Source organism: Streptomyces misionensis (genome assembly GCF_900104815.1).
GTDB classification, from domain to species: domain Bacteria; phylum Actinomycetota; class Actinomycetes; order Streptomycetales; family Streptomycetaceae; genus Streptomyces; species Streptomyces misionensis.
This window is the reverse complement of the sequence record NZ_FNTD01000004.1, coordinates 772,933-795,931: the sequence shown is the minus strand read 5'-3', so window position 1 is coordinate 795,931 and position 22,999 is coordinate 772,933. Positions and strand designations below refer to the sequence as shown.

The 22,999-nt window shown below is 71.1% G+C and carries 23 protein-coding genes; 8 read left to right on the top strand and 15 right to left on the bottom strand.

Annotation, left to right across the window (positions count from 1 at the left end):
* The first annotated feature begins 122 nt into the window (after positions 1-122).
* The 4 genes from BLW85_RS05175 (at position 123) to BLW85_RS05160 (ending at position 3,833) form a co-directional block, all read left to right on the top strand.
* Positions 123-1,331, top strand: coding sequence for a hypothetical protein (locus BLW85_RS05175; RefSeq protein ID WP_239697836.1), 1,209 nt, complete (start codon positions 123-125; stop codon positions 1,329-1,331).
* 131 nt (positions 1,332-1,462) lie between these two features.
* Positions 1,463-1,783, top strand: coding sequence for a hypothetical protein (locus tag BLW85_RS05170; protein ID WP_070024589.1), 321 nt, complete (start codon positions 1,463-1,465; stop codon positions 1,781-1,783).
* 121 nt (positions 1,784-1,904) lie between these two features.
* Complete coding sequence (locus BLW85_RS05165) at positions 1,905-2,735, top strand: PP2C family protein-serine/threonine phosphatase (RefSeq protein WP_070024591.1); 831 nt, start codon at positions 1,905-1,907, stop codon at positions 2,733-2,735.
* Between the two features lie 75 nt (positions 2,736-2,810).
* Positions 2,811-3,833, top strand: coding sequence for an MASE1 domain-containing protein (locus BLW85_RS05160; RefSeq protein WP_177330084.1), 1,023 nt, complete (start codon positions 2,811-2,813; stop codon positions 3,831-3,833).
* 14 nt (positions 3,834-3,847) lie between these two features.
* Here BLW85_RS05160 and BLW85_RS05155 read toward each other — a convergent pair whose 3' ends face one another.
* Positions 3,848-4,054, bottom strand: coding sequence for a hypothetical protein (locus BLW85_RS05155; RefSeq protein WP_070024595.1), 207 nt, complete (start codon positions 4,052-4,054; stop codon positions 3,848-3,850).
* Between the two features lie 137 nt (positions 4,055-4,191).
* Here BLW85_RS05155 and selA point away from each other — a divergent pair, with 137 nt between their 5' ends.
* From selA to BLW85_RS05140, 3 genes are all read left to right on the top strand, one after another.
* Positions 4,192-5,712 carry an L-seryl-tRNA(Sec) selenium transferase gene (selA, locus tag BLW85_RS05150; protein WP_244174815.1) on the top strand — a complete coding sequence of 507 codons (1,521 nt, stop codon included), beginning with the start codon at positions 4,192-4,194 and terminating at the stop codon, positions 5,710-5,712.
* Positions 5,712-7,538: a SelB domain-containing protein gene (locus BLW85_RS05145; RefSeq protein WP_074991030.1), complete on the top strand. Its 1,827-nt coding sequence runs from the start codon at positions 5,712-5,714 to the stop codon at positions 7,536-7,538. The genes selA and BLW85_RS05145 overlap by 1 nt, the downstream gene beginning before the upstream one ends.
* Before the next feature lie 448 nt (positions 7,539-7,986).
* Positions 7,987-8,220 (top strand): helix-turn-helix domain-containing protein, encoded by a 234-nt coding sequence (locus BLW85_RS05140; protein ID WP_070024603.1) that lies wholly within the window; start codon positions 7,987-7,989, stop codon positions 8,218-8,220.
* Between the two features lie 286 nt (positions 8,221-8,506).
* Here the strand turns inward: BLW85_RS05140 and BLW85_RS05135 are convergent, their stop codons facing one another.
* The 3 genes from BLW85_RS05135 to BLW85_RS05125 form a co-directional block, all read right to left on the bottom strand.
* Complete coding sequence (locus BLW85_RS05135) at positions 8,507-8,908, bottom strand: hypothetical protein (protein ID WP_074991027.1); 402 nt, start codon at positions 8,906-8,908, stop codon at positions 8,507-8,509.
* Between the two features lie 277 nt (positions 8,909-9,185).
* Positions 9,186-9,410 (bottom strand): hypothetical protein, encoded by a 225-nt coding sequence (locus BLW85_RS40015; RefSeq protein WP_244174814.1) that lies wholly within the window; start codon positions 9,408-9,410, stop codon positions 9,186-9,188.
* Positions 9,411-9,626: 216 nt separating this feature from the next.
* Positions 9,627-10,838, bottom strand: coding sequence for a helix-turn-helix domain-containing protein (locus BLW85_RS05125; RefSeq protein ID WP_074991022.1), 1,212 nt, complete (start codon positions 10,836-10,838; stop codon positions 9,627-9,629).
* A gap of 190 nt (positions 10,839-11,028) precedes the next feature.
* Between BLW85_RS05125 and BLW85_RS05120 the strand changes: the two genes are divergently transcribed.
* Positions 11,029-11,184, top strand: coding sequence for a hypothetical protein (locus tag BLW85_RS05120; protein ID WP_208624995.1), 156 nt, complete (start codon positions 11,029-11,031; stop codon positions 11,182-11,184).
* Here the strand turns inward: BLW85_RS05120 and BLW85_RS05115 are convergent.
* The 11 genes from BLW85_RS05115 to BLW85_RS05065 form a co-directional block, all read right to left on the bottom strand.
* The gene (locus BLW85_RS05115) at positions 11,181-11,873 is read right to left on the bottom strand and encodes a collagen-like domain-containing protein (protein WP_074991018.1); all 693 of its coding nucleotides are present in this window, start codon (positions 11,871-11,873) and stop codon (positions 11,181-11,183) included. The two genes, BLW85_RS05120 and BLW85_RS05115, sit on opposite strands and share 4 nt — an antisense overlap.
* Positions 11,870-12,136, bottom strand: a complete 267-nt coding sequence (locus BLW85_RS05110; RefSeq protein ID WP_070024611.1) for a hypothetical protein — start codon at positions 12,134-12,136, stop codon at positions 11,870-11,872. Before BLW85_RS05110 ends, BLW85_RS05115 begins: the two co-directional genes overlap by 4 nt.
* A 31-nt stretch (positions 12,137-12,167) precedes the next feature.
* Positions 12,168-12,482 (bottom strand): hypothetical protein, encoded by a 315-nt coding sequence (locus tag BLW85_RS05105; protein ID WP_074991016.1) that lies wholly within the window; start codon positions 12,480-12,482, stop codon positions 12,168-12,170.
* A gap of 11 nt (positions 12,483-12,493) precedes the next feature.
* Positions 12,494-13,375 (bottom strand): GH25 family lysozyme, encoded by an 882-nt coding sequence (locus tag BLW85_RS40730; protein WP_074991014.1) that lies wholly within the window; start codon positions 13,373-13,375, stop codon positions 12,494-12,496.
* 2 nt (positions 13,376-13,377) lie between these two features.
* Entirely contained in the window at positions 13,378-14,280 is a 903-nt protein-coding gene (locus BLW85_RS05095) for a C1 family peptidase (RefSeq protein ID WP_074991012.1), read from the bottom strand.
* 17 nt (positions 14,281-14,297) lie between these two features.
* Positions 14,298-14,495: a hypothetical protein gene (locus BLW85_RS05090; protein WP_074991009.1), complete on the bottom strand. Its 198-nt coding sequence runs from the start codon at positions 14,493-14,495 to the stop codon at positions 14,298-14,300.
* Positions 14,496-14,505: 10 nt separating this feature from the next.
* The gene (locus BLW85_RS05085) at positions 14,506-15,060 is read right to left on the bottom strand and encodes a hypothetical protein (RefSeq protein WP_074991006.1); all 555 of its coding nucleotides are present in this window, start codon (positions 15,058-15,060) and stop codon (positions 14,506-14,508) included.
* 9 nt (positions 15,061-15,069) lie between these two features.
* A complete protein-coding gene (locus BLW85_RS05080) occupies positions 15,070-17,898 on the bottom strand; it encodes a hypothetical protein (RefSeq protein ID WP_074991004.1) in 2,829 nt (942 codons plus the stop codon).
* 33 nt (positions 17,899-17,931) lie between these two features.
* Positions 17,932-18,435 (bottom strand): hypothetical protein, encoded by a 504-nt coding sequence (locus BLW85_RS05075; RefSeq protein WP_074991001.1) that lies wholly within the window; start codon positions 18,433-18,435, stop codon positions 17,932-17,934.
* A 12-nt stretch (positions 18,436-18,447) separates the two neighbouring features.
* Entirely contained in the window at positions 18,448-22,470 is a 4,023-nt protein-coding gene (locus BLW85_RS05070; RefSeq protein WP_079172259.1) for a phage tail tape measure protein, read from the bottom strand.
* Positions 22,471-22,590: 120 nt separating this feature from the next.
* Positions 22,591-22,992: a hypothetical protein gene (locus BLW85_RS05065; protein ID WP_074990996.1), complete on the bottom strand. Its 402-nt coding sequence runs from the start codon at positions 22,990-22,992 to the stop codon at positions 22,591-22,593.
* Positions 22,993-22,999 lie beyond the last annotated feature (7 nt).

The following is a 22,999-nucleotide window of genomic DNA, read 5'->3' as shown; positions in this document are numbered from 1 at the left end:
CGACCTGCGGGTGTAAGGGATTTACACCCATTGCTTGCCCAATTCCTGATTCAGGGTGGAAGTGCGTAAGAAACCCGAGTCGTGAATTGCACGTCTTACCCGGCGTGCCCAAGGTCAGCAGAGTGAGCACCTCCTCCGTCCCCCGGCCCGAACCGGCCGTTCCGCCCCGCCCCGCCGGCCCCTTCGACCTGCCCCGGATCGCCCGGCGCGGGACTCCCGAGGGGGCGGTGCCGGCCCTCGCCCTGTTCGCGGCCGTCCGGCTCACCGGCATCCTCGTGGTGATCGCGACCAACGCCCTGCGCGGGCGGCCGCTGCTGAGAACGCTGGCCCACTCCTGGGACTCGCGCTGGTACCTGCACATCGCCGCCGAGGGCTACGGCCACAAGATCTGGCTCACCTCGCAGGGCGCCGTCCAGACCGACTGGGCGTTCTTCCCCCTCTACCCGGCGCTGATCAGGGCGCTCGGCACCGTCCTGCCGCTCACCCCCGGCCAGGCGGCCCTGCTCGTCGCCTGGCTCGCGGCAGGGGTGGCCGCGTACGGCGTCTACGCCGTCGGCCACCTGCTCCACGGCCGGGGCGTCGCCACCGCGCTGGTCGGCCTGTGGGCCGTGATGCCGCACGCCGTCGAACTGACCATCGCCTACACCGAGTCGCTGTTCGCCGCGCTCGCCGTCTGGTCGCTGTACTGCGTGCTCAAGGGCCGCTGGCTGTGGGCCGGGACACTGGCCGCGCTCGCCGGCCTCGCCCGGCCCAGCGGTTTCGCGGTGGCCGGTGCCGTGGTGCTCGCCGCCGGGTACGAGGCGTGGCGCCGGCGCGGCCGGGTCCCCTGGCGCCTGTGGACCGGCGCCGTCCTCGCCCCGCTGGGCTTCCTCGGTTATGTGCTGTGGGTGGGCACCCAGGTAGGCGATCCGCTCGGCGGCTACTTCACGGTGCAGAGCGCCTGGGCCTCCCGCTTCGACTTCGGCGTCGGCTCGGCCCGCTTCGTCAAGGCGCTGCTGCTGCACGGCGGGGGTGTCGTCTACACCGTCGCCCTGTTCGTCGTCGCGGCCGGGGTGCTGCTGTTCGCGCTGCTGTGCCTGGACCGGGCCCCGCTGGTGCTGGTGGCCTTCGCCGGGATCCTGATCCTGCTCGTGGTGGCGAGCTCCGGCTCCTTCTCCTCCAAGCCGCGCTTCCTGCTGCCCGCCTTCCCCCTCCTCGTCCCCATGGCCCGCGCCCTCGCCCGGACCTGGCGGGTGCGCCCCGCCCAGGCGGTGCTCGTCTACGGCGCCCTCACCCTGGTGTCCCTGGCGTTCGGCGCCTATGTGACGGCGGTGGCGCACTCCCCGCTGTGAACCGGTGACCCGGTGACGCCGGTGTCTCGGTGACCCCGGTGAGGAGTCCGCAAGGAGCCGGTCGCGCCGGCGCCGCAGTGCGAAGGGCTCGAAACGGGGTAGTCGAGGGGACGCCCGAGGAAAGGACCGTCATGACGACCTACCTGATCAGCGTCCCCGGCACGTTCACCACCGGGATCGGGGCGGACACCCGCACCCGCCTGACCAGGGCACTGCGCCCCGCCGACCCGCACGGCACCAGGATGGGCAGCAGTGAGGACCTGGACGTGCTCAACGTCAACGAGGACAACACCTTCACCCTCCGGCTGTCCGTCGAGGCCGACACCGGCCCGCACGCCGAGGAGGAGGCCCGCCGGCTCGCGGACTCCGCGCTGCGCGGCGCCGGCCTGGACGAGAGCAGCGCACCGCTGGGCCCCGCGGTGATCACCGGTATCGACTCGGACGCCGGCTGAGGAGGTTCCGGGTGATCCCTCCGGCGCGCGCCGAGTTCGTGTGATTTAGGTAAAATCTAGGCGTTTGCCCGATATTCAAGGGAGGTGTCCGACGCGGGCACCTCCCGCCGGAAGTGAGCCGATGCCCCGCAAGCGCTCCACCGACGACGGCGACGAGCTGCTGGCCAGGCTCGGTTCGCTCACCGCCCAGGCGCGCGAGCGCGCGGAACTCCAGCGCACCCAGGTCGAGCTGGCCATCGCCCTCCAGCGGGGGATGCTGCCCCGGGACCTGCCGAGCGCCCCCGGACTGCACCTCGCGGTCCGGTACGCGCCCGCCTGCTACGGCCTCAACGTGGGCGGCGACTGGTACGACGCCTTCCCGCTGCCCGACGGGCGGATCGGGTTGTCCATCGGGGACGTGCAGGGACACAACATCGAGGCCGCCGCCTTCATGGGCCAGGTCCGCGCCGGGCTGCGCGCCCTCGCGTTCGCCACCGGGGAGCCGGGAGAACTGCTCGCCCGGACCAACGACCTGCTCCTCTCCCTCGGCAGCGAACTCTTCGCCACCTGCACCTTCGTGCGGGTCGACCCCGCCACGGGGGTGCTGGAGAGTGCGCGGGCCGGGCACATCCCCTTCGTGTGGGCCACGGCGGACGGCAAGTCCGGCGTCGTCGACGACGAGGGCGGGCCGCCGCTCGGCGTCCAGCGGGGCGTCGAGTACCCGGTGGCCCGGCACCGGCTGACCACCGGTGGGCTGTGCGTGCTGCTCACCGACGGTGTGGTGGAGGGGCCCTTGCTGGACGTCGAGGCCGGCCTCGACCAGGTGGTGCGCCTCGCGGGCATAGCCGCGGTCGCCGGTCTGGAGAGTCAGGCGCTGGCCGCCGCCGTGATCAAGGGCGCCGAAAGCGTGGGACACGAGGACGACGCCGCCGTGCTGGTCGTGGGTCTCGACGGGCCCGGACCGCGGCTGTAGCGGCGTCCCGGATTTCAGCCGGAGGGCCGGACGCCGCCCGCTCTCGCCTGGCCGACCCGCGCCGGGCGGTGTGAGATGGCTGCTGTGGTGGGTATCGCGGAACTGCGCCGGCCGGGCGGCTACGTCGTCCAGGTACTGGCCGTCGCGGCCTGCTACTACGGCGCCGGCCGGCTCGGGCTGCTGCGCGAGCTGTCCGTGGAGAGCGCCGTCGTCACCCCGATCTACCCGCCGACCGGCGTCGCCGTCGCCGCCCTGCTGATCCTCGGCATCGGCTGCTGGCCCGGCATCACGCTCGGCGCCCTCGGCATCATCCTGAGCCTCGCGCCGCCCGGTCCCGATCTGGTCGGCATCCTCTTCGGCAGCACCGCCGCCCCGGTGTGCGCGGCGATCCTGCTGCACCTGGCCCGCTTCCGCGTGGACCTCAGCCGCTTCCGCGACGGCCTCGCCCTGGTGTTCCTCGGCGCCCTGGGCGCCATGACGATCAGCGCGACCGTCGGCGTCGGCATGCTCGTCCTCACCGGAAAGCTGGCCACGCACGCGTTCTGGCCCGTGTGGCTCGCCTGGTGGGTGGGCGACGCGGTGGGGGTGCTGCTGGTCACCCCGCTGCTGCTGTTGCTGCGCGGGGTGCGGCTGCCCCCGTCCTTCGGACGGTGGAAGGAGGCGACCGCGCTCGCCCTCATCACCTGCGTGCTCGTCCCGGTGGCCGTCTACAGCTCGGTCAGCCTGCTGTTCCTGGTGTATCCGCTGATCATCTGGGCGGCTCTGCGCTTCCAGCTCGCGGGCAGCGTGCTGTGCGCGCTGTTCACGTCCGTGCTCGCCAGTCTCGCGGCCACGGAGGCCCGCGGGGCGTTCCACGGGCTGAGCGCCATCGAGGTCATGGCCAAGCTCCAGGCGTTCAACGGCGCGATGGCGCTCACCGCGCTGCTGATGTCCGCCCTGATCACCGAGCAGCGCAACACCCGGCGCTCGGTGGAGCTGGCCTGCCAGGAACTGGTGGAGGTGCTCGAACACCTGACGGCCGGGGACGTCCCCGTGCCCAGGCCGCCCCCCGGCGCCGACGGCGCGGGCGGCGCCGGCGGCGGCCGGTCACGGCGATGAGACGGCGGGGACGGTCACCGGTGCCCGGAGCCCTCCTCATGGGTGTCCGGCCGCGGGGCGTTGCGGCCCTTGGCGCTGCGCTCCGCGACATCGCGGGGGGTGGGGGTCGGCGTCGGCGAGTTTCCGGACTCCTCGGCGGCGTGCCGGCGTTCCTCCTCGTGCCGGCGGTTCACGTCCCGCGGGTCGGGTCGGTCGTGGCGGTGGTCATTGCGTTCGCTCATACGGCGCCGGGTACCCGCACCCCCGGCCGCCGCAACGTCCGCCGCCCGGCGTGTCGAACGGTCCGCCGAGGGCACTGGGAGACGATGGCCGGAGCCCGTCGGCGAGGGCGAGGGCCGGACCGGAGGGAAAGGGCGGCATGGAACAGCGGGTGACACCGCGCGCGGCGGACGCGGTAGGCGCGAAGGCGGCGACGGCCGACGTGACGGTGGCGAAAGCGGGCGGCCCGAGAGGTGAGGGCGCCGCCGCGACGGGCGTGAAAGGCGACGCCGGGGCCGGTGCCGTGACGGGCGCGCGGGGCGAGGCCGCCGGTGGCGCGCCCCGGGCGGGGCGCTCCGGTGACGGCCCCGGCGGCGGCGATGTCCGTCGCCGGGTGCCCCGTACCGACGTCCTCCTGCGCGACCCCCGGCTTGCCGCGGCCGTGGAGCGGCTCGGGCAGGCCGTGGTGAAGGCCGCCGTGCGCGAGGCGCAGCAGTGGGCCCGGGACGGGCGGGTGCCACCGGAACGGGTGCCGGAGACCGCGCTCGGCCTGCTGCCCGGCACCGCGAGCGGACTGCGGCCGGTGATCAACGCGACCGGAGTGCTGCTGCACACCAACCTCGGGCGGGCCCCGCTGTCGGACGCCGCCCGGCAGGCGGTGGCGGAGGCCGCCGGGCCCACCGACGTGGAACTCGACCTGACCACCGGAGTACGGGCCCGCCGGGGCCGCTCCGCCCTGGCCGCGCTGCGGGAGAGGGTGCCGGCCGCCGGGGACGCCCATGTCGTCAACAACGGCGCCGCCGCCCTCGTCCTGGCCGCCACCGCGCTCGCGGCCGGCAAGGAGATCGTCGTCAGCCGGGGTGAGATGGTGGAGATCGGTGACGGCTTCCGCCTGCCCGACCTGCTCGTCTCCACCGGCGCCCGGCTCCGCGAGGTGGGGACGACCAACCGTACGACCGCCGCCGACTACGCCGACGCCATCGGACCCGGCACCGGGTTCGTGCTGAAGGTGCACCCCTCCAACTTCCGCATCACCGGCTTCACCCGCTCGGCCGAGGTCGGCGAACTCGCCGGCCTCGGCGTCCCCGTGGTCGTGGACATCGGCTCCGGACTGCTCGCCCCCCATCCGGCGCTGCCCGAGGAACCCGACGCCGCCACCCAGCTGCGCGCGGGCGCCGCCCTCGTCACCGCGAGCGGCGACAAACTGCTCGGCGGCCCCCAGTGCGGACTGCTGCTCGGCGACCGGGACCTCGTGCGCGCCCTCGCCCGGCATCCGCTGGCTCGCGCCCTGCGCGTGGACAAGCTGACCCTGGCCGCGCTGGAGGCCACCCTGAGCGGACCGCCCACCCCGACCGCCCGCGCGCTCACCGCCGACCCCGCCGGACTGCGGGCCCGCGCCGACCGGCTCGCCGCCGAACTCGGCGCCCACGGCATCGACGTACGGGCCGTGGACAGCACCGCCACGGTCGGCGGGGGAGGAGCGCCCGGCGTCGAGCTGCCCAGCGTGGCGCTCTCCCTGCCCGAACCGTACGCCGCCGCGCTGCGCACCGGGCGGCTCCCGGTCGTCGGACGCCTGGAGGCCGGCCGCTGTCTGCTGGACCTGCGGGCGGTGCCGCCCGCCGACGACGAGCGGCTCGCCCGCGCCGTGCGCTCGGCGGGCACCGAGGGGAGGCGGGCGTGATGCGCGTCCTCGCCACCGCCGGCCATGTCGACCACGGCAAGTCCGCCCTGGTGAGGGCCCTGACCGGGATGGAGCCCGACCGGTACGAGGAGGAGCGCCGCCGGGGCCTCACCCTCGACCTGGGTTTCGTGTGGACACGGCTCGGACCGGACGGCGAACACCTCGCCTTCGTGGACGTGCCCGGGCACGAGCGGTTCGTGCCGACCATGCTCGCCGGGGCCGGACCCGTTCCCGCCGTGCTGTTCGTGGTCGCCGCCGACCAGGGCTGGCAGCCCCAGTCCCAGGAGCACCTGGCCGTCCTCGACGCGCTCGGCGTCCGGCACGCCGTCCTCGCGGTCACCCGCAGCGACCTCGCCGACCCCGAACCGGTGCGCGCGGACGCCGTGTCGCGCCTGGCCGAGACCTCCCTGGGCAAGGTCGCGTCGGTCGCGGTGAGTTCCGTCACCGGCGCCGGACTTGACGAACTGCGCGCCGAACTCGCCCGGATGGCGGCGGAGTTGCCCGACCCCGATCCCGAGGCCGACGTACGGCTCTGGCTGGACCGGGCGTTCACCGTGCGCGGCCACGGCACCGTGGTGACCGGCACGCTCGGCGCGGGCACCCTGCGCGTCGGCGACCGGCTGGTGACCGGCGACGGCTCGGCGGTGCTGCGGGTGCGCGGACTGCAGAGCCTGCACGAGAACCGCGAGTTTGTGGGCGGGGTCGCCCGCGTCGCGGTCAACGTGCACGGCCAGGGGGACGCGGCGCTGCGCCGGGGGCAGGTGCTGCTCACCCCGGACCGCTGGCTCACCACCGAGGTGATCGACGTCCGGGTGGGCGGCGAGCCGGTGGCCGAACTGCCCCGCCAGGCCACCCTGCACATCGGGACCGCCGCCGTCCCGGCGACCCTGCGCCCCGTCGGAGAGGACACCGCCCGGCTCACCCTCGGCCGGAGCCTGCCCCTGCGCATCGGCGACCGCGCGGTGCTGCGCGAGCCCGGCGGCGGCCGGGTCCCCAGCGGGGTCACCGTCCTCGACGTACGACCGCCCCGGCTCACCCGGCGCGGTGCGGGCCGCGCCCGCGCCGCCGAACTGGCCGCCCTGACCGGCCGGCCGGACGGCGCCGCCGAACTGCGCCGCCGCAAACTGATCCGCCGCGCCGACCTGATCGCGATGGGCGCCCCGGCCCCCGCCGCCCCCGTCACCGGCGACTGGCTGGCCGACGAGAAGTACTGGACCGAACTGCGCGCCCGGCTGGCCGCCGAGACCGAACGGCACGCCCACGCCCACCCCCTGGACCCCGGCCTGCCCACCGAGGCCGCCCGCCGGCTCCTCGGCCTGCCCGACCGGGCCCTCGTCGACGCGCTGGCCGAGGCGTCCCCCCGGCTCCGGGCCGACAACGGCCGGCTGTACGCCCCCGACACACCCGGCCTGCCCGCCCCCGTCCGCGCCGCCGTGGACGCCGTACGCCGCGACCTGGCCCGGACGCCGTTCCGCGCGCCCGAGGCCGGACGGCTCGACGAACTCGGCCTGAACCGCAGGACGCTGGCCGCCGCCGTCACCGCCGGGGCCCTGCTGCGCATCGCCGACGGCATCGTCCTGCTGCCCGGCGCGGACGCCGAGGCCGCGGCCGTACTGCGCACCCTGCCCCAGCCCTTCACCCTCAGCGAGGCCCGCCGCGCCCTCGACACCACCCGCCGGGTGGCCGTACCGCTGCTGGAGTTCCTGGACGCCCGGGGCCTCACGGAACGCGTCGACGACCAGCGCAGACGGTGCCGGACCGGGCCCGCGGCCGGTCGCGGCCGACCGGTCGCGGCGTTTGGCCGTGACGGCGATCGGTACAGGTAGGAGCGGAGGCGGACGGGAATCGAACCCGTTTTTTCACCCCATTGTGACCTGCGGCGATGCTGAAAACCGTGACAAATGAGCGACTTTCGATGTCGCTCGATGTCGCTGCATGCCGCACAGAGGCGTTCTGCTTGGCCATGGCCAAGCGGCAACGCTCGGGCCTCCCAGGTGCGGCCGCCCTTGAGTGCAGATGGCCGCACACGACAGAGCCCCCCGACCGCAATGCGATCGGGGGGCGGTCGACCGACCGCCACGCCTGGGGGGCAAAGGGCGGCCGGTCTGTCGATGGGGTTCCCCTACTGGGGTTGCCCCGTCTGTGGGCCCTAATCTGCAACCACCCGACCGGGTGATTCGCTGTCCAAGGGCTTGCCAAGACCGGAAGGTCTTGATCCAGAAATGTACGGTGGACGATACAGACAACTGAACATGATCACGAAACGGTGGGCGGGTGCCATCCGCTCCACCGCCCGACTGGGTGCTCCAACGCCGCCGGGCCGTCGGCGCACGCATCCGCGCCGTCCGCCTCCACGCGAACCTCACCCAAGAGCGGCTGGCAGAAGAAGCAGGGATGGACCGGCAGGCGATCAACCGGATCGAGCAAGGCCGCGCTAGCCCCCTCCTCGACAACCTGATCCGCATCGCCGACGCCCTCGACGTGCCCCTCGCCGACCTCGTTCGCTGAAGGCCCGGCCGGCCAGATCTTCCGGCCGAGCCCCCGAATGTGCCGTCAGGCCGCGGGCTGGCCGCTCCCTGAGCAGGTGGTTCCGTCCGGGCCCTGGTGGATCGTCGTGGGCTGGCCGGTCTCCGATCCGACGATGGCGCCGCAGGCCGGGCAACTGCCCTCAGTCAAGCCGGGGTCGAAGCGGCCGCCGGGGCGGGCGTGGGTGCATTCCATACCAGTACCTCCGTGATCGGTGGTGCGCTGATGTGGTGCGTGCTGTGCTGACCCGGCCGTGTCTGCCGGGGGTCTACAGGGGCCGGACGAAGTTCCGGCTGCCGCAGTGGAAGAAGACGGTGAGGCCGGCCTGCCGCGAACCCTCCGGGCGCGCGGCCCAGCGGTCGACTCGGGAGATCTCCGGGCACTCGGCGGCGCCGATCACCCCAGCCAGCCAGACATCTGCGGCATCACCAGGATGAGGGGCAGGAGACGTAAACGGGACACCCTCGACCGGGCTCTCCGCGTGGTCCAGCTTCTCGCCCTCGGCAAGCTGGTGCATGATCTGCCACCGCTCCTCCCGGCCGCCGCGGGTGATGGCGATCCCGAAGGGGTACTTCTTGATGCCGGCCTCCGCGAGCGTTTGGACGCGACCCACATCCGGCGTGTTCTTCACGGTGTCGAGCAGCCAGTTCTGGAACCGTTCCGGACGCATGTGGATCATTCCTTCTGTCGGCGGAGTGGGGTCCGTCAGTCTAGGGCTGGTGGGTCCCGCCGCCGGGACGGGGGCGCGCCGGCGGCGGGACCCTGCGGCCTCCCCTCCAGGGGGTCGGCGAGGCCGCGGCTCAGGGGTTACTTCACGGGGTACGTCTGCTGCGGGGCAGGTCGGCATGGGATGGGGCAGATGTAGACGGTGGCGCTCACGCTGGAACCGGTCTCGATGATGACCGGCTCCGGCTTGCCCTTAATCTCCTCGTTGCAGCGGGCGCAGATCATCGGCGTAGCTCCAGGGCCAGGGCGCGGAGACCGCGCTGGGTTTCGCAGAGGGTTTCGTCGTCCACGCACTGCTCGCAGGTCGCCCAGTGGGTCTTGTAGGCGGTGAGGGCGTAGGGCAGCGTGCAGGGGCGGCAGCTGCGGGGGAACCAGCGGCCGACGACGCCGTGGATCGCCTCATACCGCTGGCCGAGGTCCACCGCGGTGGCGCCTTCCAGCTGCACTCCGCACCAGACGCAGTGAGCACCCCGTACCTGCGGGGCCGTCAGCCGGGACGGTGCCGGAAGCTCCAGGTGGGCAAGCAACGCGGCAGTACTCGGTGGGCTGCTCACGGTGTCACTCGGCATCGGAAAGGGCCTCCACGACCAGCGCGTCTGTCTGACACAACTGACCGTAGAGGCCCCGGATCTGATGGTGGGGCAGGAATCCTGCCCCATGCCTTATGCCGCGAGCATCCCGAGCTTCACTGCCAGGACGGACGCCCGCTGCCGTCGTTCCGGCTGCCGTGACTCGGTCTCCTCCAGCACGATCCGGCGCGCGTACCCGTTGTACTGGATCGTCTCGGGCGCCGACTCCCACGCCTTATCCAGGGTGGCGAGCGCGGTGTCCGGCTGCCCGTCGAGTTGGTAGGCGCGGGCCTCTTCGATCCGGTGGCGTGCCCGCCGCGGCCGGGACTTGATGACGTGCTTGTCCGCGCGCGCGGCCTGTCGCACGGACTCCCCGCCCTGGTGAAGTTCGACCGCGACCGTGACGGCGTGGGCGCCCATGATGGCTCGCGAGAAGCTGGTGACGGGGTGGTAGTAGCTCGGGGGCAGCTTCTTCGCGGTCTTCTCCGCCTTGTCCCACCACCCCCACGCCTCTCCGGTCTCGCCCCGGCGTGCGGCCGTGTATCCGGCCTCGAACTGGAGGGCGCCAGCGATAGCGAGGACACGGTCTTCAGCGTCCGGTAGGTGCGGCTCCAGGTAGTGCAACGCTTGCAAGGTGACGGCGTCGGCGGCATCGAAGTGGGCGGGTCCGCTGTCGCGGTGGGCCTGCGCGGCCAGCCACGCGGCTACGCCAACAGCGTGCGGGTCGTCGCTGTCCTGCGCTGCGACCATGCCGCGCTCGGCAACCCGCCACAGCAGGGCCGGGTCTGGCTGGTAGGCGCAGAAGAACTGGCTGAGGCTGTACACCTCGGACAGGACCGCCTGCGCCGCGCGCCGCTCCGGGGCGGTGTCGGCCTGCCGTACCGCGAGCTGGGCGTCCCGGATCAGATCCGGCAGCAGGCTGCCGACGACTTCGCGGTGGTTGGGAGCGGAGTGGCGGGCCGCCCATGCGGCATCGAGTCGGTGGCGGAGGTGCAGCGTCGGAGGCGCCTCGCGGTCAGCGGCGAGCGGGAATGCGTCCACCGCTGATTTCACCGCGGCGAGCCGGGGGTGGCCGGGGCCGGTGAACAGGTCGACACTGAGCGTCTGGTCGCCGGTGAGGTCGGCGAGGTCTCGGACTCGGAGGAGTTCGGCGATGCGGAGGATGGTGGGCAACTTGGGTACCTGGATGACGCCGTTTTCCACCTGCTTCACCCACGATGGGCTCTTGCCGAGGAGGCCGGCGAGGACGGGCCGGCTCATGCCGCGGCGCTGGCGGTAGATCTGCATTCGTTGTCCGAATGCCATGGGGTCGGCGTACGGGTCGGGGGTAGCATCAGATGGCACGGTCTCGCCCCTCTCTGAACAGCTTCGTCACTGTCAGGGTATGGGGCGGGACCATTTTCGTGTCAGCGCTTTGCGTGCTTGAAGCGCGTAACCTGGGGTCATGTCCCCCGATCTTGTTGCCAGTCCTGGTGCTGTGCGGTCTGCTGCGGAGTTGAACGCGCAGATCCGTGCGCTGTGGTCGCATCCGGCGGTGCCTTTGACGCGGGAGCAGCGGGCGGAGTACGAGCGGCTGTGTGCCGAGCTCCGCCGGGTCGAGCGCGGCGGTGCTGCGGCGGCCGATCGCGCCCGGATGCTGCCTGCGGCCTAGCGGTACTGGCGGCGCTGCGGGTCCAGCGCCGGCGAGCCCTGCGCGGCCCCGGCCCCGTTGGTGGGCGCCGGGTCGGGGGCGCCGTTCTTCCGGCAGACCAGCGCATTCGGGTCCCAAGACGGCGCCTGGAGCGAGTACCCCTCCGGGCATGTCGGCCCCGCCGGGCCCGCCGGCCCCCGGTCGCCGGTGTCGCCCTTCGCGCCCTGCGGTCCCTGCGGTCCAGCCGGACCCGCGGGCCCCGCCGGGCCCGGAACCCCCTGTGCGCCCTGAGCGCCGGCCGGGCCCGTCGGCCCCACCGCCCCCGGCGAGCCCACCGCGCCCTGCCCACCCGGTTTCCCCGGCGCTCCGGACGGGCCCGGCGAGCCTGTCGCACCGGTCGGGCCGGGCGGCCCCGGGATCGGCACCGGCACCTGCGCTCGCGCCGGCAAGTTGTCCACGGCCTTCGTCGGGTCCGGCGCTACTGGGGTGGCGCCTTGGGATTTCACCTGCGCCCTGAGCGCGCGGACATCGCCCGCCAGCGTCGACACCGCGGTGCCGCGCCGGTCTGCCTCGGCCGCAAGCTGGTGGGCCATGTGGTCGCGGTCGATGAGAAGGTAGACGACTGCGATCGCCCCACCGGCGAACAGCAGGACCGCGACCGCCCACAGCAGACGCCGGGCCCGGTGGAGCGCGTTCTGCGCGCGGGTCACGGTGTCCCCCCAAGCTGCTCCACCAGCAGGCGTAGGCGCGCGTTCTCGGCTCGCTCGGCGGCCAGTTCGGCGCGCACCGTCGCGAGGTCGGCACGCAACTCCTTGCGCTCCTCCTGAAGTTCGTTCGTCAACGTGCTGAACCCTGTCACCGCGGTGCCCTCCCGGGCTGCCCTGTTCGCGCCCCTGCTGCCGTACATGGCCGCCGCCGCGGCCACTGGCCCGCCAATGAGTGCAGCGATGGCCGTGACCATGGCGGCGTCCATACCACCTCCCAAGGGGCGTGCGCGGGCAGAGTCAGGCGCCCGGCGCCGGGCGGGGGCTGCTGGTGGACGTGGCCTGCTCGATGCCGGGCGCGATCCCGGACGGCCGCCACACGGTGTGGTAGGCGACGCCTATCGCGATGGCGGCGGTGAGCATGCAGGTGACGATGGTTTTCCCGGTGAACTGGTCGTTGAAGTAGGCGGTGCCGAGGCCGTCGAGGACGGCGACGACCAGCATGAGGAGGCCCTTGACGGCGCTGGACCAGCGGGGCTGGTTGACGATCGCGATGACGGGCGGCAGGACGTAGCCGAGGCCTGCTGCCCAGAGTTCGGCGTTGGAGAGGGTCATGAGGGAGTCCTTCAGGTGGTGACGGTGAAGCCGTGCTTGGCGCCGAGCTTCGTGAGGGAGGTCTTGCCGGGGATGCCGTCGGCGGCCGACCCCGAGTAGCCGAGCGCGCGCTGCCAGCGCGCGTACGCGTTCACGGTGAGCGAGCCGAACGAGCCGTCCACGTACTGCGCGGCCAGCAGGCCCTCGGAGCGAAGCGCCTTCTCTACGACCAGCACCTCCGCCTTGTACGTGGTGTGGCCCTGCGGCGCGGACGGGTCCTTCCGGGCCGCCGCGACAACGTGCGCGAGCGACACCGCCGGCGTCGGGGCCGGCGGCTTCGGCGCCGTCGGGTTGGCCCACGCCTTCAGCGCGGCCTGGTCGGCGAAGTTCGCCACGTCCTGGTCGACGGGATTGGAGCTGTACTGGTGAAACAGCCACTTCGCCTTGATGCGGGGCTTGCCCGCGGTGACGTAGTCGGCGATCCATAGGCCGTCCCCGGCGTTGGAGTCGGTGTCTACGGTCGTCCACACGCTGCGGTCGCAGTACATGATGACGCGGTGCCCGGGCGCCTTGGCCTTCACGTGGGCGAGCCACGTCGTCTTGTAGGCGCGGGCCTGCTGGTTGGTGACGTTCTGCCCGTACCACTCCCAGTCCAGAGCGAGGACGTCGCCCGGCGCGAGCTTGATCTGGGACAGGAAGTAGTCGGCTTCGGCTGTCGCCGAGTTCGCGATGTGCGGGTAGTGGTAGAAGATCGTCACCAGCCCGGCAGTGCGGGCCGTGGCCCGCTGGCCGGTCCAATGCGGGTTCACGTACGACAGGCCCTCGGTGACCTTGATCCCGACGAACGAGAGGCCCGCGGTCGAGTAGTCGGTGGCCTGGTACGACGAGACGTCGATGCCCCGGCAGGTGGCCATGGTCAGACTCCGTTCTGGGTGAGCAGGCCGCGGATGCTCGTTGCGAGCTGCTCGGCGGTTACATCCGGCGCGGGCGTCGGGGTCGGGGTGGGCTGCGGCGGGATGACGGCGGGGAACGGCTTGCCGGTGATGGCCTGGTAGTCGGCGGCGAGCGCGTTCAGGTCGACGCCCTGGAGGAACGCCGGATGCGACAGGTGCTCGGGCCAGATGACGACCCAGGCCTCCTCCACCTTCCGGGACCAGAACCGATCGGTGAACGAGGTCTCCTGCGCCCAGGTGATGAACCGCTCGTCGCCGCCGAGCGCGCCCTTGCCGGGAGTGCCGTAGCCGCCGGTGATGACGGAGTGGCCGCCGTCGTCCGCCGACCGGGCGACGTAGTCCCACGGGCGTCCGGTGTTGAACTGGGTCATGTTGGCGTCCTGGACGACGATGCCCGTCCACACGTACCCGAAGATCGCGATCGCGGCCTTGACCTCTTCGGTGTTGGTCGGGTCGACGCGGGCGAACGCGAGCGCCTTCACGCCGTCGGGGCCGCCGTGCTTGACGAGGTACTCCAGCAGCGTCTGGATGTCCATGCCGCCGTCGGCCGAGGAGCCGGGCCCGTTGGTGGACTCGTCACCGCTGGGGTCGAAGTCGGAGTTCTGCGTCTTGTAGACGGCCCACACCTCGTCCTGCGACGGGTAGTTCTCGGCGCCGGCCACCGAGGTGACGAGTCTGCGAACGTTGGCCCACGTCACCGCGACGCAGTCCCCGGCCCGGTCGTTGCCGAGCATCTCCCAGCCGGTGGCACCGAGGTGGTCGATGGGCACCGGGTGGGTGGGTATCTGCCCGGTACGGATCCGGGAGAAGGGAATCGCGGCGGCGCGCTTCGGTGCGCGCCGGCCGTACTTGGGGGTGGTGCTCACGTGCCCTCCAGGGACAGTCAGACGTTGGTGATGACCTGCTCGTACTTCTGCGCGCCGACGGAGACGACCCCCGGCGCGCCGGCCAGCAGGCTGCGGAGGGCGGCCACGACATCCAAGTCCGCGACGACCTGGCTGTCCTGGTTGATCGCGCTAACCGTGACGGCGACGATGCCCTCGCCGCTCGTGTTGCGGCCGGTGACGATGTACTGCGCCATGTGTGTGCTCCTATGCGATGCGCTGGGCTTTGAGCCAGCTGTCGGTGTAGACGGTGGTGGCTGAGGCGGTGGAGACTGCCTGTGCCCAGGTCAGTCCCCATGTGCCGCCTGTCGGCCCGAAACGGGCTGTGCCGTACAGGTAGATGGATTCGGGGTTGCCGACATTGAGGCCGCCGAAAGTCCTGGGCGAGGCGATGTCCGTGTACTCGACGCGGACCGTGTAGCCCCAGGTGCTGACCGCGTTCTGCTGGGTGGCGTTTCCGCTGGTTCCGGAGATCACCGTGGTGCCGGTTCCGAAACCGCACCACTTGCCCTTCGTCCCCGAGGGGGTGCTGAAGGCGATGACCAGGTCGGCGGCGATGTCGGAGTCGTAGGCGAGCCAGCCGTCGAACACATACACCGAGTTGGCCTCGGCGGTGAACTGCAAGTGCGGGTCCAGCGTCTGCGTCGTCGTGGCAGACAGTGCCGTGTCAGCGGTCTTCCGGGCGACTTGCGGCTGCATGCTTCGCAGCAGGCTCGCGGTGAGCCGCTGACCGGCGACGAGATTCGGGTATGCCTCGGGCACGCTGGCTCCTTACAGGGCGAGGACGGTGGGGTGAGCGAGCGAGATCGCCTCGCCTGCGGGATGAGATTTCACGACGCCGTTGATGCTGCGGATCACCTGGAACAGCTGCGGGCTGACGATCCGGTAGTCGTCGTAGAGGATGCTCGGGTTGGTGTTCGTACTGGCCGGACCGGAGAAGGACCGCGTGCTGAGGAATCCTGTGCTGATCAGGTCGGTGTCCAGGACGGACACCGCCCAGGCGGCTGGTTCGGCGTCCGTCGCCAGCCAGATCTTGGCCTTCAGTGAGCTGCCCTTCACCTTGAACCGCAGCCGGTAGACGGTCCCCGCGACAAACGCGGTGGCGGGCATGGTGTAGCTGCCGAGGGTCGTCTCCACGGCGTTGACCCGTTTGACGATGGCAACGGCCACCTGGGCTGCCGTGGTGAACCGCACCTGCGCCATGTACAGGTTGCTGACGTTGATGAAGCGAGCGGTGAGACCGCCTACCAGGCTGTCGCCGGCCGGAAGCTGGTCGGTGGTGACGCTGACGTAGCAGTCGACATCGGCGATGGTCGTCGCGAAGTAGGAGTAGTGCGCGAGGTTCGCGGTCGGCAGGAGATGGGCTCCCGCGCTGCCGTTCACCGAGTAGTCGCTCGCGGTGCCGCCGGTCGTAGACCACGTGATGGTGCCGTTGGTACCCCAGCCGCCCGTGACGGTCCGCGTGAACGCGTCGGCGACGATGTCGCTGATGGAGGTGACGCGCATGACCTCCCCGCCAGCCTGGATGTCGACCGGGACATCGGCTGGGTCGGTGGTCCAGAGGATGTCGTAGGGGTCTGTGGGCTGCACGCTGAAAAGGGTGGTGGTCGGGGTGAGGGGACCGAGGATCTGTGAGCCGTCGGTGTCGATGCGCGCGGTGGTGTCGAGGATGCCGACGTACGAGTACGGGCTGGCCGGCTGGCAGTTGAAGGTGAGCTTGTGCTCGAAGTGGGTGAGCGTCTCGCTGACGCCGATGACGAGTTGGTCGATGGTGTCCGGCGGCAACCACGGTGGGGGGTTGGTGATTTGGATGCGGTCGCCGGGGCGCATGGCGAGGATCGCGCGCCGCATGTCCGGGCTGATCGACGGGTGCGCGAGGTTCACGGAGATGCTGGGGAAGCGGGCCTCGTCCACGGTGCCGAGGTGCACTCGCCACGCCGCCTGGTCTTGGAGCGTGCCCGAGTCCGTGGCCGCGAGGTTCAGCGTCGTGTCCTGCCCGTACTCGCCGACACCGGCCGGCGGGAGCTGGGTGCTGAGGGTGCCGGTGGTCTGCTCGTAGGTCGCGGTGACGCCACCGCAGGTGACGGTGATCTTGTTTTGGATGTAGCGGTCATCCTCAACCGGCGTCGGCACAGCAGCAAGCTGGGCGGACGGGTAGTCCAGGACGAGCGCCGGGTCCTGGTTGTAGAGGCTGGCGCGGGTGCGGTAGCCGAGGCCGAGCGCGCCCCGCGTCTCGTACAGCAGGCCACCGTCGGCGAGCGCGCACTCCTGCACCAGCGACAGCAGATTCGCCTTGCCCTGCGCGCCCATCGGCACGGTGTCGTCCAGGTCGCCGACCCACTCGCACGCGAGCCCGGCCTCCCCGCACAGCCGCTGTATTCGGCGGCCCGCGGTCTCGCCGATCGGGTTGAGACGCACCCCGAGCGCGCCGATGGCGGTGATCTGGCTTTCGACGGTGACGTGGCCGATGGCGACGCCGGGCAGGGTGGCGGTGCCGAGGAGGCCGACGGCGCTGCGGGACGCCGTGCCGAAGCTCAGCTTGGTGACGCGGGTCAGCTGGGTCACGAACTGGGTGTCGTTGGCGCTGTACACGCGGCCCGAGGTGACGTCCACCAGCCGGATCGCGCGGGTGATGTCCGCACCGGTCTCCTGCATCTCCACCGAGACGTACAGCAGGCGCCCGCGCACGTCGAGGGTGTGCGGGAGGATCGCCCCCAGGGCGGTGCCGTCCGACGCACACGACCGCAGCACCAGCGAGTTGCTGGCGTCGGTGGTGGAGTAGTACAGCTCCCAGAACTGCGGCGACCCGGCCGCGTAGTCCTGCTGGCTGATGGAGCAGAGCACCTTGCCGTCCGACAGGCCCGACGCCGGGATGTAGGCCAAGAACCGCACCTGCGTCGCGGTCGGGTCAGCGTAGGCGGCGACGCCGCCGGACAGGGTGGCCGCCGACAGGTCCGGCAGCGGATCGGACGCCGCGAACCCGCTGTACGACGCCAGGTTGGGCGTGCCAGTCCAGCTCATCGGCGAGCCCGACGTCAGCGCCGACGCCAGCGACGTGGACCCCGTGGCGTCCTCGCACGGCCAGTACGCCACCAGCCCCGACGGCTGCGGGTTCGTGATCGCGTTGTAGATGACGCTGTGCGCCGGCGCCGGGCCCTGCGCGAGGCGCTGGAGGATGCCGTTGGCGGAGACGTTGGTGTAGACGTCGGTGCCGGACGTGTCCCAGCCGGGCGCCCAGGAGGAGACCTCGCCCCAGATGCGGTACGACTTGCCGCCGACGCCGTCCGGGACGCTGATCCGGATGGGCGTGTTGCGGCCGATGGCGCCGTAGTACGGGCCCATCGGGTTCCTCGGCGAGAACCTGCCGTCCTGGTTCTTCAACTCCAGCGAGCAGGTTCCGGCCTCGGTCTGTGAGCCCTCGTCGCGGATGCCGCTGGTGATGCTGATGGTGCCGCTGTCGTCCCGGACCAGCGCATAGCTCGTGATGTCCACCCAGGCGCCGGACACGAGTAGTTCGACCGTGACCGGATCGCCAGTGGACGCCTCTCCGGACGCGCCGAGGGGACCGGCCGTGACGCCCATGCGTCGCTGCCAGCCCATCACCCGAGCTGCGAGACCACCTCCAGGCATCGGCTACTCGTCCCAGGTCACGAACGTCGTCATGTTGACCGCGGCCCCGAACGTGGCCCGGACGCGGAGGAACTTCCCGGCGGCGACGATGGGCCGCTCGTCGGGCATCCACTGGTAGTAGTAGTTGATGTCCGTCGCCCCGGCAGCGGGCGGCACCAAGTTGGTGTCGAACGTGCGGGTCGCGGTGACAGTGCCCTCGGCGGTCGCCGTGTAGCCGGTGCCAGTTGTGCTCAGAGTCATGAGGCTGGCCGGCGCGTTCGGGTCGAGCGGCTGGAGGCCGGTGGCCACGTGCGCGGTGACCGTGGCGGCCACATCGGTCTGGATCAACTCCACCTGACCGGCCGACGCAGGAACGGCGTCCAGGGTGAACCCCCAGCTGATCAGCTGGATCTGCCTCGTGCTCGGCAGCGCGATCTGAAGCATGGTCTTGATCGCCGTGCCCGTCGTCACCTTCTGCTGGGCCGCCGTGGTCGGCATCGGCCCGTTCCACACCTTGTAGCGATGCACTTGCGTTCCTCTCTATCGGCCGCGGGGCGGCGCGAAGGTGGCTTCGATGGAGCCGCGTGTCTTGACCGCCTTGCGCAGTTCGCTGACCAGGAACTCGGTGTACCGGCCGCTGTCGCCCGCCCGGATTTCCAAGATGATCCGCTGGGGTTCCGAACTGGACGGCGCGACCACGGGAGCGGTGGCCGCGCGGCGCGGGGCGTTGAGCATGGACGCCCACGGGGTCTGCACCATCCGCTGCGAGTCCGGGTTCGACCACACCCGCGATCCGGCGGGCAGGTCCAGCAGTTCGGGCCCCTGCTCGCCCACCCACGTCAGGTTCGAGCGCAGGCCACCATTCGCGGCGGCGCCGACGATGCCGCCCGCGGCCTTGCCCTTCAGCGCCTTGCTGATCAGCTTCTCCATGGACGCCGCGAGCTTGTCCATGGACTTCTGGAGCTTCGACTGCTGGTCGGCGAGCTTCTTCACCGCCGCGGTCTGGTCCTTGATCGCCGTCGCGTACACCGAGTCCGCCGTCGTCTTCCCAGCCGACCCAGCCGCCGACTCGATCTGCGACTGCATCGAGTTGATGGACGACACCTCGGACGCCGACGCCGTCAGCAGTGCGCCCGCGGTCTCCAGACCGCCACCGTCGATGCCGGCCTCGGCGACCTGCTGGATGACGGACTTGGAGAAGCCCCTCGATGCGAGCTGCTTGAGCGCATTGGCGAACGCGGTCACCTTGTCGCGGGACACGGACAGGCCGGTGCGGATGGTGCCGAGGGTGACGGTCCCGCCGTCGGCGCCCGACGCCGCCTTGGTGACGTTCGCGCTGCTGATCAGGTTGCTCTTGATCGAGTCAGACAGCTGACTCGCGGAGTCCTTCAACGAGTTGAGCTTGTCCTTCGCCGTCGCCAGGCTCGCGGTGACCTTCGTCAGCTGCTTCTCGTAGCCCAGCAGGGACTTGCCGACGCTGTTCAGGTGCTTGAGCAGGTTCGATTCGGTCTTCCCACTGAACGCGGCCTTGATCTTGCTCGCGGCATCGTTGAGGCTCGACACCAGGGAGTCCACGCTGTCCGGTGTGGCGAGACCGTGCTCGAACGGGGTCCTGTGGTATCCGGCCATCCGCCCGAACGAGCTGATGCCGAACGAGCCGCTGAGCTGCTTACGAGCGTCCTTCGCGCCCTGGCTGAGGCCACCGCCGGCCAAGTGCGCGACCGGCAGCCTGCCCTGGTTGATGGCGTCGAGCATGTGCACGCCGTACTTCTGGACGGCCGCCGCCTTGATCACGTACTCGGTGTTGGAGACTCGGGCCACCGCGCCCGAGCCCAGGAGGGCGAGGATGCTGTCCGAGGTGCCGCTCCCCGGGCCCTGGATGTACCCGCCGTCGGGGAAGTGCTGGACGTCGCCACCGTCCGCATACCGGGGAATCAGCCCGCCCGTGGCCGCTGAGGGCATGGGCTTGCTGCTCCACATGCTGCTGCCGCCGAGCCGGACCGTCTTGACGTAGGTGGTGGCGGTTCGGCCGTTCAGGGCGCGGATGGCTGCGGCGACGCTGGCGATGGTGCCGAGCGCGCCGCCCGCGGCAGCCGACACGGTGACCTTGCCGTTCTTCAGGTGCGTGACCTTGTACCCGAACGCCTCCAGCACCGACTCAGCGGTCTTGCTGAGCGTCGACAGCGTCACCGACTTCGAGCCGGGCGCCTTCCGCACGGCCGCGTTGAAGGCATTCAGGTCGGCGGTGGCCTGCTTGTCATCGACCTGGAGCTTCAGCTTCTTCGCCTCGGGCGCCTTCAGCAGGGTGTCCGCGAGCTTCTCGGCCTGCGACTTGGTGTCGCCCATCTGCTCGGCGACGGAGATCAGGGTCTTGCGGCCCTTCTCGTAGATCTTGTCGACCTGGTCCCAGCTGGCCTTCTCCTTCAGCTTCTTGTCGACCAGGTCTTCGGTCTTCGCGGCGAGCTGCGAGAGGACGTCGCGGTTCTTTCGGCCCGCCTCACTGCCGAGGCTGAGGGTGCGGCCGTTCTCCTTGATGGCCTTGGTGGCGTCGCTGATGGCCTGGTAGAAGGCCGTCTCCGCGTCGAACGCACCGCGGTGCACCTGGTTCAACGCCATGATGGACTGCTCAAGGCCCTGCGCGGACTGGTTCTCGGCGTCGAGTGCCTTCTGCGTTGATACGGCGGCGTCCCCGAACAGGCCCATGGACTTAGCGGTCAGCTCCTCCTGGAGCGACGACGACGCCAGCGCGGCCTTGTAGTCGTCCAACTCCCCGACGAGCTTCTTCGGGTCGCCGCCCTTCTTCGCGTAGGCGTCCTCGATCTTCGACAGGGCCGCCGCCGCAAGCTGCGCCTTGCCACCACTGACCAGACTCGCGAGCGACTTGTCGAGGGCGTCGATGTCCTCCTTGGCCATGTTCAGGCTGTTGGAGTGCGCCATGCCCAAGGTGAAGACCTTGTTCATGGTGTCGTTGAACGCGTCCATCCCGGACGACTTGCCGGCCACCCGGTCGACGTCGTAGGCGAGGTCGCCCAGGCCCTTGCCGAAGACCCTCAGGGCCTCGCCGGTGACCTGCCCGGTGGTGCCCAGCTTCCCGAGGGCGGTCGTCATTCGGTCGATGTCCGGCGGCGTCCGCTTCCCGACCTGCGACAGCGCCATCACGCCCGCGACCACAGCCGCGAGCCCGGCCGTGATCACCGCGGCCTTACCGAGCATGCTCAGCTCAGCGAACGCCGCCTTCAGCCCGGCAATGCCGCCGCCGGCCGCGACGAACGCCTGCTTCATGTACATGGCCTTGAGCGCTACCGACTCGAACACGCCCGCGAGCGCGGCGAGCCCCCGGCCGCTGGCCGACCACAGCATCTGGGCCGCGGCGGCTGCCTTCATCGCGGCGGACACGGCGACGGTGGCGGCGAGGAGCCCGCCGAGCGCGGCGACCGCGGCGGTGGTGGCGGACTTGTGCGCGAGCATGAGGCTGACGAACGACTGCAACGGCGGGATGAGCTTGTTCCCCAGCGTGATCATCAGCGCGTCGAACGACGCCTGGAGCGCCTTCATCTGGAACGCGAACGTCTTCTGCGTGCCAGCCCACGCGTCCCCGAACTTGTTGGCGCCCTCGGCCAGCGCCGGGTACTTCGACTCCAGGCGGTCCATCTGGCTGACGAGGACGTTGAGGCCCGCGCCGGCTTTCCGGCCGAACGCCTGGGTGATGATGTCGCCCTGCTCCTTGGACGAGATCCCGGCCTTCTTCATGTGGCCGACCAGGTCCTCCAGAGCGAGCTTCAGACCGCCCCGCTGCATGTCCTTCGAGAGGGTGTCCTGCTGGAGGCCCAGGCGCTGGAGCGCGTCGCCTGCGGTGGCCACCGGGTGGGCCAGGGCCATAACCGACATGCGGAGCTGGTTGCCGGCCAGCGAGCCGCGGATGTTGTTGTCGCCGAAGACTGCGAGGGCGGCGCCGACGTCGGTGATGGACAGGCCGAAGCCCTTGACGGTGGCGACCATGCCGCTGCTGAACGCGTTGGCGAGGTCCTGCATCTTCATGTCGCCGACGCCGACGGTGGCGTTGAGGACGCCCATCGCCTTGTCGAAGTTCTGCACGCCGGGGATGCTGGAGGCGACGGCCGCGGTCAGCGCGTTGGTGACGTCGACCAGGTCCGCGTGCCCGACTGTGGCGCCCTTCGCCGCGGTCTCGGTGAGCTTCAGCGCCTTGCTGCTGCTGATGCCCATGGACTCGAAGTTCGATTCCACGTGGTACAGCGACTCGGCGAGGCTGTCGGGGTCCTGTCCAACTTTGCCGGCGAGGTCGAGGACTCCCTGCTTCAACCCGGCGATCTTGTCCTGCGACACGCCGGCCTGCGTGTGAAGCTGCGCCATCGCAGCGTCGAACTTCGATGCCATCTTGACCGACTCGACGCCGATCGCGGCGAGCCCGGCACCGGCGATCAACGCGGTCTTGTGGAAGGCGGCCATGCCGCGGCCTGCCTTGCTGACTTCGGCGTTCACGCTGGCCATGGCCGGGCCAGTCATGTTCTTAGCCGTGATCAGGATCTCTACCACGTTGGTCATCTGGGTTCACCCCCATCGATTCGATCGTCAGCAGGCGCAGCGTTTCGGCAGGCTCGGCCAAGATCTCGCTGGGCAGTTTGTGCCAGCGGTCGCAGAGGCCGAGGATGAATCTCGCGTCGGTCAGCTCGCGAGGCTCGGTGACAACGGAGCCATCGGGATGGACTCCTCCGGGGCACTGCCGCCAGAGTTCGAGGGCTGCTCCAAAGGGGCGGCGACACCCGCGACCGCGTCCGTCCACCGGTCGATGATCAGGTTGATGAGCGACGGCTCTTCGTCTTCGAGGGACTCCATCGTCGGCGGGAGCGCGTTGCCGTCCTCGTCCTCGCGGTTCCAGGCCACCATGTGGGAGGCGACAAGGTCCGCCATCCGGTCGAAGCCGTCCCGGCCCGAGCCCTCTTCGCTGGTGCCCTGCATGGCGCGCATCTCGCCGATGGACACCGACCGCATCGTGATTTCGAGGCCCTCGTAGTCGCCGTCGGCGAAGCGGAGCTTGTACAGCTTGGGGTTCCTCTTGCAGCCCATCGCGGGC